Origin of the sequence: Burkholderia territorii, assembly GCF_902833055.1 — a bacterium.
GTDB lineage: Bacteria > Pseudomonadota > Gammaproteobacteria > Burkholderiales > Burkholderiaceae > Burkholderia > Burkholderia territorii.
Genome location: NZ_CADFEJ010000002.1, coordinates 77,795 through 95,323 on the forward strand (window position 1 = coordinate 77,795; position 17,529 = coordinate 95,323).

The following is a 17,529-nucleotide window of genomic DNA, read 5'->3' on the forward strand; positions in this document are numbered from 1 at the left end:
TTACGATTCCGCCTTCGCCGGTGCGGCCGGCTTCGCGCTGTCCGCGAGCGGCGCGGACGGCTCGTCGCCGCCCGTCATCGGGACCATGTGCGGCTTCACCTGCTCGCCCGGCCGCACGCGCTGCGTGCCGTTCACGATCACGCGATCGCCGGCGGACAGGCCGCTCACGATCACGCGCCGGTTGCCGTGCTGCATGCCCTGCTGCACTTCGCGATACGACACGCGGCCCTGCTGGTCGACGACGAACACGAACTTCTTGTCCTGGTCGGTGTTGATCGCCGCGTCGTCGACGAGCAGTGCCTGGTGCGGCGCGCTGCCGCCCACCTTCACGCGTGCGTAGAGGCCCGGGACGAGCGTGCCGTCCGCATTGTCGAAACGCGCGCGCACGCGGATCGTGCCGGACGACGTATCGAGCCGGTTGTCGACCGAGTCGATCTCGCCGCTGCGCGAATAGCCGGTTTCGTTCGCGAGGCCGAGCTCGACCGGCACCTTGCGGCCGTTGCGCGCGCCGTTGATGTATTGCAGGTAGGTCTGCTCGTCCGCATCGAACGATGCGTAGATCGGCGACACCGACACCAGCGTCGTCAGCGGCGCGGCCGACGCACCGGCCGACACGACGTTGCCGAGCGTGATTTCCGCGCGCGACACGCGGCCCGACACGGGTGCGGTGATACGCGTGTAACCGAGGTTGATGCGTGCCGTTTCCAGCGCCGCTTCGGCGGCCTTCAGGTTCGCGCTCGCCTCGCGCGCGGCATTCTGCTTCTCGTCGTAGTCGCGCTTCGCGATCGCGTTGTCGCCGATCAGGCGCTGCGCGCGCTGCCAGTCGGTTTGCGCATAGCCGTTGCGCGCCTGCGCGGCGGCAAGCTGAGCGGCCGCGCGATCGACTTCCGCCTGGTACGGGCGCGGGTCGATCACGAACAGCACGTCGCCCTTCTTCACGAGCGCGCCGTCCTTGAAGTTCACCGCGACGATCGTGCCCGAGACCTGCGGGCGCACGTCGACTTTCTCGACCGCCTCGAGGCGGCCCGAATAGCTTTGCCAATCGGTGACGGTCTGCGGCACGACGGTCGCGACATCGACTTCCGGCAGCGGCGGTGCCGCTTTCTCGGGTGCGTTCGCGCTCACGCGCATCGCGCCGAACGTGCCGAGGCCGACGACGGCGAGCGTCACGATCGCCGCGGTCGCGATTCGGGAACGGGAGGTGCGTAGGATGGCCATGTGGATCTCCAATAAGCGTGGATTGGTCTGGTTATTCGGAACGGTTCGGCTGACGCGCCTGGAAGCGGCACTGGAAGAAGCGCACGGCTTCCTCCAGCGCGGCTTCGTGCGTCGCGAGCGCCGCATGCGTGACGTCCGGGTAGCGGATCACCTGCGTGAGCACGCCCGACGAAATCAGGCAGCCCGCGTATTTCTCCGCTTCGACGTGCAGCACGTCGTTCTGCGCGGTCACGACGAGCGTGGGCGGCAGGCCCGCGAGGCGCACCGATTCGAGCGGGGCCGCATACGGATGCATGCGCTGCGCCGCTTGCGGCAGATAGGCGCGATAACAGGCCGCGCATTCGCGCGCGGTGATGTCCGACGAAAGGCGTTCGGCGTCGCCGATGCGCGTCATGCTCGGATCGAGCATCGGCCCGAACAGCGCCTGCGCGACGATCGACACTTCGCCGCGATCGCGCGCGATGAACGCGAGACAGTTCGCGAGCTGGCCGCCCGCGTCGTGCCCCGCGACGCCGATCTTCTTCGGATTGCCGCCGAACGCGCGGGCGCGCGTCGCGGCCCACACGGCGGCGCGATACGCATCCTCCGGCGCGGCCGGAAAAGGAAAGGCCGGCGCGAGCGAATAATCGACCGACACTACGAGAGCTGGTAAGCGTTCTGCTAAAAAGCGCGCGGCGAAGTCGGCGTCGTCGAGCGAGCCGCGCACGAAACCGCCGCCGTGGAAATAAAGCACTACCGGCAATCCGGTTTTATCGGCGCGCCGGTAGACGCGCAGCACGATGTCCTGCGCGTAGCCGGGGATTTCCACCTCCGCGACCGTCAGCGCCGCGCCGGCTCTGGCTTCGGCGGGCAATGCGGCTTTCAGGAATTTGCTGAATTCAGAAGCGTCCATGACGATGCAGCATCCATTTCGAGATGGAACGAATTCTGGGTCCGGCAGACATCCGGATAAATGCCTATAATCCGGCAACACAATTCAACGCCCCCGAACAATCCCAGGCTGCGCCACCTACAAAGTGGCGCAGCCTTGTTGTTCCGGCGGCAAATTAGATTGCGGAGGTTGTGATGGACCGGCTTCAGGCCATGCAGGTGTTTACTCGCGTCGTCGATACAAGCAGCTTCACCAAGGCAGCAGAAACGCTCGGCCTGCCGCGGGCGTCCGTCACGACGATCATCCAGAATCTCGAAGCATTCCTCGGCGTGCGCCTGATGCACCGGACCACGCGCCGGCTGTCGCTGACGCCCGACGGCGCCGCGTACTACGAACGCTGCGTGCGGATCCTCGCCGATGTCGAGGAAACCGAAGCAAGCTTCCAGAACAACAACCGGAAGCCGCACGGAAAGTTGCGTATCGACATGCCGGGGTCGATCGGGCGGCTGCTCGTGATCCCGTCGCTGTGCGAATTCCACACGCGCTATCCGGACATCGACCTGCAGCTCGGCCTGTCCGACCGGCCGGTCGACCTGCTGCAGGAAGGCGTCGATTGCGTGATCCGCGTCGGTGCGCTGCAGGACTCGTCGCTGGTCGCGCGCCGCGTCGGCCTGTTCGAATGCGTGTCGGTCGCGTCGCCCGCGTATCTCGAGAAGCACGGCGAGCCGCAAACGATCGAGGACCTGAGCGACCACAAGGCCGTCAACTACTTCTCGAGCCGCACGGGCCGCACGATCGACTGGACCTTCCTCACGGACGGCAAGGAAGTCGAGGTGAAGATGAACGCGATCGTGTCGGTCAACGACGCCGACGCATACGTGACCTGCGGGCTCGAAGGCTTCGGCCTGATCCAGCCGCCGTTGTTCATGGTGCTGCCGCACCTGCGCGACGGCCGGCTCAAGGAAGTGCTGCCCGGCCTGAAACCGCTGCCGATGCCGATCTCGGTCGTCTATCCGCACAGCCGTCACCTGTCGCCGAAGGTGCGCGTATTCGTCGACTGGATCGCCGAGGTGTTCGACCGCTGCCCGCTGCTGAGCGGCAAGGGCAGCCTCGACGCGACGTGCAGCAAGCGCACGTTCGAGGAAGCCGAGCGCGCACCGGCGCTCGACACGCCGGTCATCAACGAGTGGGTCGCGTAATCGTCTGAATCGCGGTGCGCGGGCTGTCCGGCCCGCGCGCCGTCCCGCCTTCGTGCCGCTTAGGTGTCACCTTCGTGCCACCTTCGTCGCCGCACACATCGTCTTTTCCGAATCCGCATCAGACCTTTGCGCCGCGCGCGGCAATCGTCCGCGCACGTGGTCGCGCGAGCGTCGGCACACCGCGCGAAGCCCGCGCCACGCGGCTGCGGACGATTTCGACATCCTCCTGAAGACGTTGCGGATCGCGATTGTTCCTCGATCACGACAAATCAATTCGCGTCTGCCGCATTTATCGCGTCCGGACAGATACCTAGAGTAAACCCTGTCGCGCACCTCGTTGCGCATCGAACAGCCCGTTTGACGGGACCGGAGCGCGCGCTCACGCGCCAACTCCGACCAACACAGGAGTTACGTCATGAACCGCCGCCATCTTCTCTCCGCCGTTGCCCTCGCACTCGCCGTGTCCGCACCGGCCTTCGCCGATACGACCACCGAGCACGCCGGCGACTACGGCAACACGTCGTGGTACACGCAGCACAACAACGGCCCGCGCACGCGCGCCGAAGTCAGCGCCGAAGTCGAGCAGGCACGCCGCGACGGCACGCTCGCGTGGCTGCGCAAGGCGAATTCGTATCCGCAAGGGCTCGAACTCGCGCAAGGCCCGTATCGCTCGATGCCGGAAAGCAATCAGCTCGCGGGCGGCGCGCGATAAATGTCGGTAAACGAGCAACGCCGCGCAGCGGATGATCCGCCGCGCGGCGTCGCGATACCGCCGTCGAACACTCGATTAGTCAGTTAGTTGCAGGAGTCTGTGATGAACGACCAACTTCCTTCGCCGCTCGATCATTGGGACGACACCACGCCGGTGTGGACGCCGTTCCGTTCCGCGCCGCAATCGCATTGACCTTCGCGTCGACGTGTCGCCGACAGCGGTCGGCCGTCAGCGGCGCGGCACCCCGTCGCGCCATTCGCCCCAGTGAGTGACGATGTCCTGAACGAGCGGATTGCCGGCGCGATAGAGGTTTTCCGTCGCCGGGGCGAAGCCGCCCTGATCCGCGTAGTTCAGCAGGTTGTCGGCGCTCGTCTGTCCCGCATATGGCCGATCGAAATCGGAGCCCGTGCGCAGCACCGCGACGCGCGACAGGTCGACCCGCTTCACGCTCGCCGCGCGCTTGAGCGCTTCATACGTCGCGTTGTCTTCTTGCGCGGTCATGCAGTACGTGCCCTTGCCGTCGGTCAGGATCTTCGTCCATTGACGCGCGCGCTCGCCGATCAGCGTGCCCGAGAACCACGTGTTGCCCGATGACGTGTCGCACTGGATCACCGTCGGCGGCCGGTTCGCGGGCGCGTAGGTGAACTTCGCGCGCGCGGCCTGCGCCTGCGCGCTGTCGGCAAGCACGACGTTGCGCGACAACGCATAGGCGGCGTCCGTGAGCTGCGGGTTGAGCTGAAATACTTCGGTGCGGTAGTCGAGCGGCGGCTTGTCGTTCGGGCTCTTCGTGTTGATGCCGAGATAGCCGGTGTTCCAGCCGGCCGGAATCTCGCGCGCATCGAGCTCCCACTGCAGGCTGAAGTCGACCAGGTACTTCGACCACGCGGCCGAACCGACCGTGCCTTGCGCGGGGTCGACGCCCGCGATGCCCGAGATCAGGAAGTACGTGCGGCGCAGGTCGAAGCGCTGCGAGAACGTGAGTGCCATGATCGTCGCGGATGCGTTCGCATAGCCCATGCCGGTCGTCACCACGCAGACGTCCTGCTTGTTGCAGTGAACGTTGGGGTAGTCGGGCGACAGGCCCGGCACCGCGATGTCGCGCCACGGGCCGAGCCGGTCGAGCCATGCCTGGCCCTCCGGCCCGAACATCGTGATGATCATGACCTTGACCGGGCGGCCCTGTGCGCCGGTCTCGGCGAATGCCGTATTGCCCGCGTTGTTGCCCTGGTTGTCCTGCGCGATCGATGGCGCGGTCGCACAGGCGGCAAGCGAGAATGCGGCTGCGGAAAGGATGGAGCGAGTCAGCATCGGCGTTCCTTGTTTCGATGATGTTGGGTGAGAACGGCTGTCGGAGACTGCGCGAGGGAGTATAGAACGCGCGTGCGCGGTGCGGAACCCGACTACGAAACGCCAGCGCTACCGCAGGGCAGGCGCGATGCTCGCGCAATGCGAGACGATGTCGCCGGCATTCGAATCCGGGCGCGATGCAATCGGCATTCACCGCGCGCATCAACATCAGGAATGCTATCGAATTGAACGACACGCCGGCTCGCATCGACGCAACCGTGCCGCGAGCCAAACTGCTACAACTTCGCCAATCCCGCCACGCCGTAGCCGAGCACGACGAGCGCCGCCACCACATGGCTCGCGGCGAGCAGCCCCGGCGATTTCACGACGCGGCCGATCGCGCTTCCGCCGAACGCGAACACGAGCTGCCCGGCGAGACTGCCGGCGAACACGCACGCGGCGCCCGCGAGCCAGTGCCGATGCGTGCCGGCCGAGGCCGTCGCATAACCGTAAAACAGCAGGATCGTCAGCGGGTTCGCAAGCGTGACGAAGAACATCGACACGAACGGGTAGCGGCCCGGCGGCGGCGCCGTGCCGCCGAGCGTGCGGCGGCGATCCCGCAGCGCCTGCCACAGCATCCGTGCGCCCATCGCGAGCAGCACGAGCGCGCCGACGAGATGAAACAACGGCAGGTGCGACGCGAGCGTGCTCGCGAGCATCGCGCCGATCGTGAATGCGACGACCGCATAGCAGCCGTCGGCCGTCGCGACGCCGACCGCCGCGCGCACGCCGCTCGCGGCGCCGGCGCGCATCCCGTAATTTGCGATCATCAGCGCAACCGGCCCGACCGACAGCGCGATCATCAACCCGAACAGGAAATCCTTCATCGGTCATCGACGCCTTCAGAAGAAGGCATCGATTCTAGCGACTGAAAAAATATCCGTCGCCGGCAGCGAGGCAACCGCGTCAGGCGACGTCGACCCGCGCGGGCCCGTCCACCATCTCGCCGATCACGGCGGCACGGTCGAAACCGTCGGCGCGGAAGCAGGCGAGCACGTCGTCGACTGCGTCCGGCGCGCATGCGACCAGCAGGCCGCCGGATGTCTGCGGATCGGTCAGCAGCGCCTGCGCGACCGGCGGCAGCCCGTCGGCGAGCCGCACGTCGGCGCCATACGCGGCCCAGTTGCGGCCTGATGCGCCGGTGAACACGCCGTCGGCGACGAACGCCTCGACGCCCGCCAGCCACGGCAGCGACGCGTAACGCACGCGCGCGGTGAGATTCGCGCCGCGCGCCAGTTCGAGCGTGTGGCCGAGCAGCCCGAAGCCCGTGACGTCGGTCAACGCATGCACGCCCGGCAGCGCGGCAAGCTCGGCGCCCGGCCGGTTCAGCTTGGTGGTCGTCGCAACCATCTGCGCATAGCCCGCGTCGTCGAGCTGGTTCTTCTTCAGTGCGGCCGACAGCACGCCGACGCCGAGCGGCTTGCCGAGCACGAGCACGTCGCCCGCGCGCGCGGCTGCGTTGCGCTTCACGCGCGACGGATGCACGACGCCGATCGCCGCGAGCCCGTAGATCGGCTCGACCGAATCGATCGAATGGCCGCCCGCGACCGGAATGCCGGCATCCGCGCACACCGATTCGCCGCCGCGCAGCACGGCCGCGATCGTCTCGTGCGGCAGCACGTTGATCGGCATCCCGACCAGCGCGAGCGCGAGAATCGGCTTGCCGCCCATCGCGTAAACGTCGGACAGCGCATTCGTTGCCGCGATGCGGCCGAAGTCGAACGGATCGTCGACGATCGGCATGAAGAAGTCGGTGGTCGCAACGATCGCCTGCTCGTCGTTCAGGCGATAGACGGCCGCGTCGTCGGAGGTCTCGGTGCCGACCAGCAGGTCCGGGAACAGTGCGGGCGGCGTCGCCCGCTTCAGCAGCTCGGACAGCACGCCCGGCGCGATCTTGCAGCCGCAGCCGCCCCCGTGCGACAGGCTCGTGAGGCGCGGAACGGCGGGCGGGGTGAGGGTGGCTTCGGTCATCGTCGGCATCCGGTGAATAACAACGCTCCATTATCGACAATTCCGCGCGCGCGCGCCGGATACCCACATAATTGACGGCGCTTGCCGCTTCCCCTCTCCCTCCCTTCGTCATGGATCACCTGTTCATCGGCCTCGTGCTGTGCTCCGCGTTGCTGCACGCGATCTGGAATGCCTTCCTCCACGTCAGCGAAGACCGGCTCGTCCAGCTCGGCACGATGTCGCTGCCGTATCTCGCGTTCGGCATCGCGGGCGCGGTGCTGCTGCCCACGCCGGCGCCCGCTGCGTGGCCATATGTCGCGGCGTCGGCGGTGCTCGAGGTCGCGTACTGCTTCACGCTGGCACGCGCGTACCGCAACGGCGAATTCGGCCAGATCTATCCGATCGCGCGCGGGATCTCCCCGCTGCTCGTGTCGGTGCTGGCGCTCGCGCTGCTGCACGAGCGGCCGACGCCGTTCGGCTTCGCCGGCATCGCGCTCGTGTCGTTCGGGATCATGTCGCTCGCACTGCGGCGCGGCTTTCGCTTCTCCGGCGAAGGCGTGCCGTACGCGCTGCTCACGGGCGTGTTCATCGCCGCATATTCGATCTGCGACGGGATCGGCTCGCGCGTGTCCGGCAGCGCGCTCGGCTACATCGCGTGGGTGTACCTGCTGTGGAGCGTGCCGCAGCTCGTGCTCGTCTGCATGCTGCGCGGCGGCCCGCGCGCGATGCGCGCGTCACGCACCGCGCTCGTGCAAGGCGCGATCGCCGGCACGATCTCGCTTGCCGCCTACGGGATCGTGATCCTCGCGTACCGGCATCTGCCGGTCGCGACGGTGTCGGCGCTGCGCGAGACGAGCTCGATCTTCGCGGTCGCGATCGGCTGGTTCGTGATGCGCGAACGGCCCGGCGCGCAGCGGCTCGCCGCGTGTGTGCTGGTGGTGGCGGGCGCGGCGCTGATTCGGCTGTAGCGCACACCAACGATTGGCTCGCACCGCGCAGGCGATCGTCCGGTCCACGACCGACGCGCGCAGCCCGCAGCGCGCGCATGCCTCCGTCCCGCTCCGTTCAGACCGTCGCGATCACCGGGTCGAACGCCCGCTCGTCGATCGCCTCGGCCAGCGTCGCGAACGCCGTCGCGATCTCGTCCTCGGGCACGCACGCATAACCGAGCAGCAAGCCCGATGCCGCGCGTTCGCGCTGCGCGTAATAACCGGACAACGGCCGCACGACGATGTTGCGTTCGAGCGCGGCCTGCGCGACCGCACGATCGTCGACACCGTCCGGCAGCCGCGTGACGAGATGCAGCCCCGCGTCGCTGCCAAGCGCCTGCAGCGTGTCGCCGTAGCGGCGTGCGACCGCATCGAGCAGCACCTCGCGACGCTGCCCGTACAGCGTGCGCATCTTGCGGATATGCGACACGAAGTGCCCTTCCGCGATGAACTCGGCCAGAACCGCCTGCTGCAGCAGCTGACCTTCGCGATACAGCTCGGCGCTCGCGGTCGCGAAGCTCTCCGCGAGCGGCTCCGGCGCGACGAGATAGCCGACCCGCAGCCCCGGGAACAGCGTCTTGCCGAAGCTGCCGACGTAGATCACCTGCCCGGCCGTATCGAGCCCCTGCAGCGACGCGAGCGGCCGGCTGCCGTAGCGGAATTCGCTGTCGTAGTCGTCCTCGATGATCCAGCAGCCGTGCTGGCGTGCGTATTCGAGCAGCATCCGGCGCCGCGCGAGGCTCATCACCATCCCGAGCGGATACTGGTGCGACGGCGTGACGAGCATCAGCTTCGGCGGCTCGGCGAGATCGGCGGCCGACGGCGCGATCCCTTCTTCGTCGACCGGAATCGGCCGCGTGGTCAGCCCCGACACGTTCAGCACGCTGCGCACGCCCCAGTAGCACGGATCCTCGGTCCAGATCGCGTCGCCCGGATCGGTCAGCAGCCGCACCGCGAGGTCGATCGACTGGTGGATCCCCGTCGTGATGACGATCTGCTCGGGCGTGCAGCGCACCGAGCGCGACGTGCGCAGATAGTCGGCCAGCGCCTCGCGCAGCAATGCGAGCCCGCCGCCCGGCGCGTAGGTCAGCAGGTCCGGGCGCAGACGCCGCCAGTACTTGTTGTGCAGCCGCGTCCACACGCGCGCCGGAAAGCGCGACACATCGGGCACGCCCGGCATGAACGCGCCGCCCTGGCGCTTCGACACGCCCGCGCCCTCGACGAGCCGCGTGCCGCGCGACGAAAGCCGCCGCGCGGAAGAAGGCACCACCGCCGGCCCGGCGCCGGCGTCGGCCGGCGCGCCGACGATCTCGTCCGGCGCGCTGTCGGCGACGAACGTGCCGCGCCCCGTCGCCGAGTTCACGTAACCTTCGAGCGCAAGCTGTTCGTAAACCTGCGTGACCGTGTTGCGGGCGATCCCGAGTTCGGCCGCGAGCAGCCGCGACGACGGCACGCGCGTGCCGGCCGGCAGTTCGCGCGACAGGATCGCCTGCTGCAGCAGGCGGTGCAGCTGCCGGTAGATCGGCTGTTCGCCGCCGCGCACGAGGCGCTGCGCCAGCCAGTCCGACAACACGCTTGCACGCATGATTGGCTCCTGAATATTTATTGAAATGGCTCTGATTGCCAGAGCCAAATGTGATTATAGTCGCCTCCATGGGCTGCCAACGCGGCCGATTTTTATCCCACCGGACAAAACATCAAGGAGATGACCGTGAAGAATGCCGACCTGCAGGCCCGCAAGAACGCCGCCACCCCGCGCGGCGTCGGCGTGATGTGCGATTTCTACGCCGCCCGCGCCGAGAACGCGGAGCTGTGGGATGTCGAAGGCCGCCGCTTCATCGATTTCGCCGCCGGCATCGCGGTGCTGAACACGGGCCACCGCCACCCGAAGATCGTCAAGGCGATCGCGGATCAGCTGAACGCCTTCACGCACACGGCTTACCAGATCGTCCCGTATGCGTCGTACGTCGAGCTGGCCGAAAAGATCAACGAACGTGCGCCGGGCGACTTCCCGAAGAAGACGGCATTCTTCACGACCGGCGCGGAAGCCGTCGAAAACGCGATCAAGATCGCGCGCGCGGCCACCGGCCGTCCGGGCGTCATCGCGTTCTCGGGCGGCTTCCACGGCCGCACGATGATGGGCATGGCGCTGACCGGCAAGGTCGCCCCGTACAAGCTGAACTTCGGCCCGTTCCCGGGCGACGTGTTCCACGCCCCGTACCCGAACGCGCTGCACGGCGTGACGACGGCCGACTCGATCAAGGCCATCGAAATGCTGTTCAAGGCCGACATCGATCCGAAGCGCGTCGCGGCGATCATCTTCGAACCGGTCCAGGGCGAAGGCGGCTTCAACCCGGCGCCGGCCGAATTCGTGCGCGCGCTGCGCAAGATCTGTAACGAGCACGGCATCCTGCTGATCGCCGACGAAGTGCAGACGGGCTTTGCGCGTACCGGCAAGCTGTTCGCGATGCAGCACTACGACGTGCTGGCCGACCTGATCACGATGGCCAAGAGCCTCGCGGGCGGCATGCCGCTGTCGGGCGTCGTCGGCCGTGCCGACGTGATGGACGCGGCAGCGCCCGGCGGCCTCGGCGGCACGTACGCGGGCAACCCGCTGGCCGTCGCATCGGCGCACGCGGTGCTCGAGATCATCGACGAAGAGAAGCTGTGCGAACGCGCGGCGCAACTCGGCGACGTGCTGAAGGCGAAGCTGAATTCGCTGCAGGCCGACGTGCCGCAGATCGCCGACGTGCGCGGCCCGGGCGCGATGATCGCGGTCGAGTTCCTGAAGCCGGGTTCGGGCGAGCCGGACGCGGAATTCACGAAGCGCGTGCAGGCGCGCGCGCTCGAGCGCGGGCTGCTGCTGCTCGTGTGCGGTGTGTACTCGAACGTCGTGCGCTTCCTGTTCCCGCTGACGATCCCGCAGGCCGTGTTCGACGAGGCGCTCGTGATCCTCGAGGAAGTGTTGAAGGAAACGGTCGGCGTGCCGGCCTGAGTTCCGTCCGCTTCAACCGAATGTGCCGCCGCCGTCGTGAAGACGGCGGCGGCCATTTTCATCCGTCCTTATCCGTCCTTTTCAAAGCAGGCGATGCATATGAGCACTGTTCAGGAAACCCTGGCACTGAAAGACCCGTCGCTGTTCCGCCAGCAGGCGTACGTCAACGGCGAATGGCAAGGCGCGGCGAACGGCGAATCGTTCGAGGTCCGCAACCCGGCTACCGGCGGCCTGCTCGGCACCGTGCCGGCGATGGGCGCGGCCGAGACGCGTCATGCGATCGAGGCAGCGAACGCCGCATGGCCGGCGTGGCGCAAGAAGACCGCGAAGGAACGCGCGGCGATCCTGCGCAAGTGGCACGACCTGATGATGGAAAACGCCGACGACCTCGCGCTGATCCTGACCACCGAGCAGGGCAAGTCGCTGGCCGAAGCGAAGGGCGAGATCGGCTACGCGGCGTCGTTCCTCGAATGGTTCGCGGAGGAAGGCAAGCGCGTGTACGGCGACACGATCCCGACGCCGGCGAGCGACAAGCGCATCGTCGTGACGAAGGAAGCGATCGGCGTGTGCGCGGCGATCACGCCGTGGAACTTCCCGGCGGCGATGATCACCCGCAAGGTCGGCCCGGCGCTCGCGGCGGGCTGCCCGATCGTCGTGAAGCCGGCCGAAGCGACGCCGTTCTCGGCACTGGCAATGGCCGTGCTGGCCGAACGCGCGGGCGTGCCGGCCGGCGTGTTCAGCGTCGTCACGGGCGACCCGAAGGCGATCGGCGGCGAACTGACGTCGAACCCGATCGTGCGCAAGCTGTCGTTTACCGGCTCGACGCCGGTCGGCCGCCTGCTGATGTCGCAATGCGCGGCGACGGTCAAGAAGGTGTCGCTGGAGCTCGGCGGCAACGCACCGTTCATCGTGTTCGACGATGCCGATCTCGATGCGGCCGTGCAGGGCGCGATCGCGTCGAAGTACCGCAACAGCGGCCAGACGTGCGTGTGCACGAACCGCTTCTACGTGCATGAAGCCGTGTACGACCAGTTCGCGCAGAAGCTTGCGGCGGCGGTCGGCCAGCTGAAGGTCGGCCGCGGCACGGAGCCGGGCGTCACGCAAGGCCCGCTGATCAACGAAGCGGCCGTGCTGAAGGTCGAGGCGCACATCGAGGACGCGCTCGCGAAGGGCGCGACCGTCGTCACGGGCGGCAAGCGCCACGCGCTCGGCCATGGCTTCTTCGAGCCGACCGTGCTGACGGGCGTCACGCCGGCGATGAAGGTCGCGAAGGAAGAGACGTTCGGGCCGCTCGCGCCGTTGTTCAAGTTCAGCAGCGACGACGAGGTGATCCGCCTCGCGAACGACACCGAATTCGGCCTCGCCGCGTATTTCTACAGCCGCGACATCGGCCGCGTGTGGAAGGTCGCCGAGGCGCTCGAATACGGGATGGTCGGCATCAACACGGGCCTGATCTCGAACGAAGTCGCGCCGTTCGGCGGCGTCAAGCAGTCGGGCCTCGGCCGCGAAGGCTCGCACTACGGCATCGACGATTACGTCGTGATCAAGTACCTCTGTCTCGCCGTCTGACGGTTCGGGGCCTGTCGCTTGCGTGGCAGGCCCTGACCGCCCGGCCGGAACCGGGCGGTCCCGACGCGGGCCGGTGCCCCTCTCCGCCGGGCCCGCGTCGCCTTGCTTGCCGCGTGTTCAACGAAACACGTTCACCGCATCGACCAATCGCGTCGCCTGCTGCTTGAGGCTTTCCGACGCCGCCGCGCTCTGTTCGACCAGCGCCGCGTTCTGCTGCGTGATGTTGTCCAGATGCACGACCGCCTGGTCGACCTGCGCGACGCCCGTGCTCTGTTCGGCCGTCGACGAGCTGATTTCGGCGATCAGGTCCGACACGCGCTTCACCTGCGTGACGATCTCCTCCATCGTCTTGCCCGCGCCGTCGACGATCCGCGCACCCGACTCGACGCGCTCGACGCTCGCGCCGATCAGCGTCTTGATTTCCTTCGCCGCGTTCGCGCTACGCTGCGCGAGCGCCCGCACCTCGCCCGCGACCACCGCGAAGCCGCGCCCCTGGTCACCGGCCCGTGCGGCTTCGACGGCCGCGTTCAGCGCGAGGATGTTGGTCTGGAACGCGATGCCGTCGATCACGCCGATGATGTCGGAGATCTTGCGCGAACTCGCCGTGATGTCGTTCATCGTCGTGACGACCTCGCTCACCGCCTGCCCGCCGCGCTCGGCTGCCTCGCTCGCGGAAACCGACAACTGGTTCGCCTGCAGCGCCGTCTCCGCATTGCTCGATACGGTGGCCGTCATCTGCGCCATCGACGCGGCCGTCTGCTGCACGCTGGTCGACGCCTGTTCGGTGCGCGCGCTCAAGTCGTTGTTGCCCTGCGCGATCTCGTTGCTCGCGCGCTGCACGTTGTGCACCTGCTCGCTGACGTCGTCGACGAGCCAGCGGAACATCAGCCCGAGCTGGTTGATCGTACGCAGCGTCATGCCGATCTCGTCGACGCGGTTCATCGCCACGCCGGTGCGGCTTTCGCCCGTCGCGACGCGCAATGCCTGGTCGCGCAACTGCATCAGCGGCCGCGCGATCTGCGCATCGAGCCACAGCCCCGCGGCCACCGACACGCCGGCCGTCGCGGCGGCAAACGCCGCGAGCCCGCCGCCGGCCAGCCCGCATGCCCAGCCCGCGCCGACCACCGCCGGGGCCAGCACGCACAGTGTCGAATGCAGCCGCGCGCGCACCGACATCGTCTGGAACAGCGACGCGACGCTCATCAGCCCGGTGCGGACGATCAATCCCTTGTGGAACCGGCGATTGCCGGCCTTGCCTTCGCGAAACGCGCGATACAGCGCGTCGGCAGCCGCGATCTCGTCGCGCGATGCCTTCGTGCGCACCGACATGTAGCCGGTCGGCTGCCCGTTGCGCATCACCGGCACCGTATTCGAACGGACCCAGTAATGATCGCCGTTCTTGCGCCGATTCTTCACGAGCGCGGTCCACGGTTCGCCGTTCTTCAGCGTCGCCCACATGTCGGCGAACGCCTCCTTCGGCATGTCCGGGTGCCGCACGACGTTGTGCGGCTGACCTTCGATTTCTTCGGGGGAAAATCCGCTGACCTGAATGAACGCGGCATTCGCGTATTTGATGTAGCTCTCGGCGTCAGTGGTCGACATCAGCGTCGCGTCATCGGGGAATTCGAATTCGCGTTGCGTGACAGGCTGGTTATTGCGCATGGTATGGAGTTCCCGGTTGCGAATCTTGTGTCCGCTTGTGGATTGGATCGAGACCGTACGCATCGCGGTCGGCCCACATGCGTTCGATCACACTCCTGCGCTTTCGGCAAATCTGGCGAAAACATTATGCCGGCTGCGGGTAAATATGCATTAATTTCGCATCATCTTGATTCAGCCGAAAACTTTGTTTATACGTGAATCAAAAACCCCGTCTTATCAAGCACTTGCCGGTCAATTGTCTGATTAATCGGAGTATTTCATCTGCCGGATTAGCGAATAAATGCCGATCCTGAAATGAGAATCTCTCTCGTTTCATACATTCGAATCAAATCGGAAAGCGAAGATGCAGATGATGCAGGCGGCTCGCCGCGACGAAACGCGCAAGTGCGCGCCGCCGCCGATTAGCGAAACACGTTCACCGCATCGACCAATCGCGTCGCCTGCTGCTTGAGGCTTTCCGATGCCGCCGCGCTCTGCTCGACCAGCGCCGCGTTCTGCTGCGTGATGTTGTCCAGATGCACGACCGCCTGGTCGACCTGCGCGACGCCCGTGCTCTGTTCGGCCGTCGACGAGCTGATTTCCGCGATCAGGTCCGACACGCGCTTCACCTGCGTGACGATGTCCTCCATCATCCTGCCCGCATCGTCGACCCGCTGCGCGCCCGACTCGACCCGCTCGACGCTCGCGCCGATCAGCGTCTTGATTTCCTTCGCCGCGTTCGCGCTGCGCTGCGCGAGCGCCCGCACCTCGCCCGCGACCACCGCGAAGCCGCGCCCCTGTTCGCCCGCGCGCGCCGCCTCGACGGCCGCGTTCAGCGCGAGGATGTTGGTCTGGAACGCGATGCCGTCGATCACGCCGATGATGTCGGAGATCTTGCGCGAACTCGCCGTGATGTCGTTCATCGTCGTGACGACCTCGCTCACCGCCTGCCCGCCGCGCTCGGCTGCTTCGCTCGCGGACACGGCGAGCCGGTTCGCCTGCAACGCGGTCTCGGCATTGCTGTCGACGGTGGCCGTCATCTCTGCCATCGACGCGGCGGTTTCCTGCACGCTCGACGCCGCCTGTTCGGTGCGCGCGCTCAGGTCGTTGTTGCCCTGCGCGATCTCGTTGCTCGCGCGCTGCACGTTGTGCACCTGCTCGCTGACGTCGTCGACGAGCCAGCGGAACATCAGTCCAAGCTGGTTGATCGTGCGCAGCGTCATGCCGATCTCGTCGACGCGGTTCATCCGCACGCCGCGACGGCTTTCGCCGGTCGCGACGTTCAGCGCCTGATCGTGCAGCCGTTTCAGCGGACGCACGATCTGCGCGTCGAGCCACAGCCCCGCGGCCACCGACACGCCGGCTGTCGCGGCGGCAAACGCGGCGAGCCCGCCGCCGGCCAGCCCGCATGCCCAGCCCGCGCCGACCACCGCCGGCGCCAGCACGCACAGCGCCGAATGCACGCGTGCGCGCACCGACATCGTCTGCGGCAGCGACACGATCCGCAACAGCCCGGTCCGAACGATCAATCCCTTGTGAAAACGGCGCTGGCCGGCCTTGCCTTCGCGGAACGCGCGATACAGCGCATCGGCTGCCGCGATCTCGTCGCTCGGTGCCTTCGTGCGCACCGACAGGTAGCCGTGCGGCACGCCCGCGCGCATCACCGGCACGGCGTTCGCACGCACCCAGTAATGGTCGCCGTTCCTGCGGCGATTCTTCACGAGCGCGGTCCACGGTTCGCCGTTCTTCAGCGTCGCCCACATGTCGGCGAACGCCTCCTTCGGCATGTCCGGATGCCGCACGACGTTGTGCGGCTGGCCGACGAGTTCGTCGTTCGAGAAGCCGCTCACGTATGCGAACGTCGTGTTCGCATACGTGATGATGCTGTCGGCATCGGTGGTCGACATCAGCGTGACGTCGTCGGGAAATTCGAATTCTTGTTGGGTGACAGGCTGGTTGTTGCGCATGCAAGGCTCCGAAAGGCGGATCCGGTGCGGGATCCGCGCGGCGCGAAAATCACGCTCAGTAGCCGAAAAACGGTTTATCGCTTTACGACGGTCTCGTTCCTTCTGTCGGCAATCGCCGGGAAATCCTTAGTCCGGAAAGCGCATGAAATATCGAATTCCTCCATCGACATGATTTCGATCAAGTAATCCCGCAATAATCGCGGCCTGCAGCCTGATGCTCTGCGCGATTGCGTCGGGCAATGTATCGGTTCGGACAACCATTGCACACGGCAAAGCGATTCAACCTGATCGACGTCATTCAACCGGCATTTGAATTCGACGAGAAAATCCGGCGATCAATGGAATTTGCCGTGCCCGAATACGGCAGCGGACATATCGCTCGGCGCGAGATCATCCGCGAGCGCGACCCGCGCGTAGAATTTCAGCTTGCTCAATATCGCCTGCACGGAGAACGACATTGCAGAACGCGTCGCAGCCGCCGCCCTCGCCGAAGATCCTCGTCAGCATGTGCGTGCTCGGTCACCCCGTCCGTTACAACGGCTCGGCGAAGACGGCCGCGCATGAAGCGCTCGCGCGCTGGCAGCGCGAAGGGCGCCTGGTGCCCGTATGTCCGGAGCTGGCAGGAGGATTGAGCGTGCCGCGTCCGCCCGCCGAAATCGCGGACGGGGAGTCTGGGCAACGCGTGCTGGCGGGTGCCGCGCGCATCGTCGACGTGCACGGCACCGACGTGACGGCGCCGTTCGTCGACGGCGCGCGCACCGCGCTCGCGCTGGCCCGCGCGCACGACTGCCGCTACGCGATCCTGGCGGACGGGAGTCCGTCGTGCGGAAGCAGTTTCATTTACGACGGGCGTTTTGCGGGCCGGCGGCATGCCGGGGCCGGCGTGACGGCGGCGTTGCTGCGCGAGCATGGAATCGAGGTGTTCGCGGACAGCGAGATCGACGCGCTCGTCGCGCGCCTCGCACAACCGTCGCAAGCCGAATGACGATGTGGCCGGCACGACGATCGCGTGCCGGCCACATCTTCTGGAAGAGGAACCCGCTGAAGCGGCGTGAACGTCGCCGCTCCCCG

14 protein-coding genes are annotated in these 17,529 nt (G+C 67.0%); 6 read left to right on the forward strand and 8 right to left on the reverse strand.

Features of this window, described 5'->3' with window-relative positions:
- Both ceoA and HW466_RS04940 read right to left on the reverse strand, forming a co-directional pair.
- Entirely contained in the window at positions 1-1,218 is a 1,218-nt protein-coding gene (ceoA, locus tag HW466_RS04935) for a multidrug efflux RND transporter periplasmic adaptor subunit CeoA (protein WP_059449025.1), read from the reverse strand.
- 31 nt (positions 1,219-1,249) lie between these two features.
- The gene (locus tag HW466_RS04940) at positions 1,250-2,110 is read right to left on the reverse strand and encodes an alpha/beta hydrolase (protein WP_059449024.1); all 861 of its coding nucleotides are present in this window, start codon (positions 2,108-2,110) and stop codon (positions 1,250-1,252) included.
- A 173-nt stretch (positions 2,111-2,283) separates the two neighbouring features.
- On the opposite strand from HW466_RS04940, the gene ceoR reads away from it, so the two are divergent.
- Together ceoR and HW466_RS04950 are read left to right on the forward strand one after the other, a co-directional pair.
- A complete protein-coding gene (ceoR, locus tag HW466_RS04945) occupies positions 2,284-3,288 on the forward strand; it encodes a putative multidrug efflux transcriptional regulator CeoR (RefSeq protein WP_059449023.1) in 1,005 nt (334 codons plus the stop codon).
- Positions 3,289-3,703: 415 nt separating this feature from the next.
- On the forward strand, positions 3,704-4,000 hold the full coding sequence (locus HW466_RS04950) for a DUF4148 domain-containing protein (RefSeq protein ID WP_059449022.1): 297 nt from the start codon (positions 3,704-3,706) through the stop codon (positions 3,998-4,000).
- Positions 4,001-4,228: 228 nt separating this feature from the next.
- Here the strand turns inward: HW466_RS04950 and HW466_RS04955 are convergent, their stop codons facing one another.
- The 3 genes from HW466_RS04955 to selD form a co-directional block, all read right to left on the reverse strand.
- On the reverse strand, positions 4,229-5,308 hold the full coding sequence (locus HW466_RS04955; protein WP_059501597.1) for a purine-nucleoside phosphorylase: 1,080 nt from the start codon (positions 5,306-5,308) through the stop codon (positions 4,229-4,231).
- Positions 5,309-5,583: 275 nt separating this feature from the next.
- Positions 5,584-6,174 (reverse strand): LysE family translocator, encoded by a 591-nt coding sequence (locus HW466_RS04960; RefSeq protein ID WP_060023859.1) that lies wholly within the window; start codon positions 6,172-6,174, stop codon positions 5,584-5,586.
- A 79-nt stretch (positions 6,175-6,253) separates the two neighbouring features.
- Positions 6,254-7,318, reverse strand: a complete 1,065-nt coding sequence (gene selD / locus HW466_RS04965; protein WP_081085027.1) for a selenide, water dikinase SelD — start codon at positions 7,316-7,318, stop codon at positions 6,254-6,256.
- A 110-nt stretch (positions 7,319-7,428) separates the two neighbouring features.
- On the opposite strand from selD, the gene HW466_RS04970 reads away from it, so the two are divergent.
- The gene (locus tag HW466_RS04970; protein WP_151003086.1) at positions 7,429-8,265 is read left to right on the forward strand and encodes a DMT family transporter; all 837 of its coding nucleotides are present in this window, start codon (positions 7,429-7,431) and stop codon (positions 8,263-8,265) included.
- Between the two features lie 97 nt (positions 8,266-8,362).
- Here the strand turns inward: HW466_RS04970 and pdxR are convergent, their stop codons facing one another.
- Positions 8,363-9,871: a MocR-like pyridoxine biosynthesis transcription factor PdxR gene (gene pdxR, locus HW466_RS04975; RefSeq protein WP_059810224.1), complete on the reverse strand. Its 1,509-nt coding sequence runs from the start codon at positions 9,869-9,871 to the stop codon at positions 8,363-8,365.
- 120 nt (positions 9,872-9,991) lie between these two features.
- Between pdxR and HW466_RS04980 the strand changes: the two genes are divergently transcribed.
- Positions 9,992-11,281: a 4-aminobutyrate--2-oxoglutarate transaminase gene (locus tag HW466_RS04980; protein WP_170296736.1), complete on the forward strand. Its 1,290-nt coding sequence runs from the start codon at positions 9,992-9,994 to the stop codon at positions 11,279-11,281.
- Positions 11,282-11,380: 99 nt separating this feature from the next.
- Positions 11,381-12,850, forward strand: a complete 1,470-nt coding sequence (gene gabD / locus HW466_RS04985) for an NADP-dependent succinate-semialdehyde dehydrogenase (protein ID WP_059794655.1) — start codon at positions 11,381-11,383, stop codon at positions 12,848-12,850.
- 117 nt (positions 12,851-12,967) lie between these two features.
- Here gabD and HW466_RS04990 read toward each other — a convergent pair whose 3' ends face one another.
- A complete protein-coding gene (locus HW466_RS04990; RefSeq protein ID WP_059501579.1) occupies positions 12,968-14,512 on the reverse strand; it encodes a methyl-accepting chemotaxis protein in 1,545 nt (514 codons plus the stop codon).
- A 401-nt stretch (positions 14,513-14,913) separates the two neighbouring features.
- Positions 14,914-16,458 (reverse strand): methyl-accepting chemotaxis protein, encoded by a 1,545-nt coding sequence (locus tag HW466_RS04995; RefSeq protein ID WP_059794656.1) that lies wholly within the window; start codon positions 16,456-16,458, stop codon positions 14,914-14,916.
- A gap of 505 nt (positions 16,459-16,963) precedes the next feature.
- Here HW466_RS04995 and HW466_RS05000 point away from each other — a divergent pair.
- Complete coding sequence (locus HW466_RS05000; protein WP_151006940.1) at positions 16,964-17,443, forward strand: 2-thiouracil desulfurase family protein; 480 nt, start codon at positions 16,964-16,966, stop codon at positions 17,441-17,443.
- Positions 17,444-17,529: the final 86 nt, after the last annotated feature.

Coding starts and splice junctions, on each gene's coding strand:
- ceoA (WP_059449025.1), bottom strand. CDS start 1,218: ATGGCCATCCTACGCACCTCCCGTTCCCGAATCGCGACCGCGGCGATC.
- HW466_RS04940 (WP_059449024.1), bottom strand. CDS start 2,110: ATGGACGCTTCTGAATTCAGCAAATTCCTGAAAGCCGCATTGCCCGCC.
- ceoR (WP_059449023.1), top strand. CDS start 2,284: ATGGACCGGCTTCAGGCCATGCAGGTGTTTACTCGCGTCGTCGATACA.
- HW466_RS04950 (WP_059449022.1), top strand. CDS start 3,704: ATGAACCGCCGCCATCTTCTCTCCGCCGTTGCCCTCGCACTCGCCGTG.
- HW466_RS04955 (WP_059501597.1), bottom strand. CDS start 5,308: ATGCTGACTCGCTCCATCCTTTCCGCAGCCGCATTCTCGCTTGCCGCC.
- HW466_RS04960 (WP_060023859.1), bottom strand. CDS start 6,174: ATGAAGGATTTCCTGTTCGGGTTGATGATCGCGCTGTCGGTCGGGCCG.
- selD (WP_081085027.1), bottom strand. CDS start 7,318: ATGACCGAAGCCACCCTCACCCCGCCCGCCGTTCCGCGCCTCACGAGC.
- HW466_RS04970 (WP_151003086.1), top strand. CDS start 7,429: ATGGATCACCTGTTCATCGGCCTCGTGCTGTGCTCCGCGTTGCTGCAC.
- pdxR (WP_059810224.1), bottom strand. CDS start 9,871: ATGCGTGCAAGCGTGTTGTCGGACTGGCTGGCGCAGCGCCTCGTGCGC.
- HW466_RS04980 (WP_170296736.1), top strand. CDS start 9,992: ATGACCGTGAAGAATGCCGACCTGCAGGCCCGCAAGAACGCCGCCACC.
- gabD (WP_059794655.1), top strand. CDS start 11,381: ATGAGCACTGTTCAGGAAACCCTGGCACTGAAAGACCCGTCGCTGTTC.
- HW466_RS04990 (WP_059501579.1), bottom strand. CDS start 14,512: ATGCGCAATAACCAGCCTGTCACGCAACGCGAATTCGAATTCCCCGAT.
- HW466_RS04995 (WP_059794656.1), bottom strand. CDS start 16,458: ATGCGCAACAACCAGCCTGTCACCCAACAAGAATTCGAATTTCCCGAC.
- HW466_RS05000 (WP_151006940.1), top strand. CDS start 16,964: ATGTGCGTGCTCGGTCACCCCGTCCGTTACAACGGCTCGGCGAAGACG.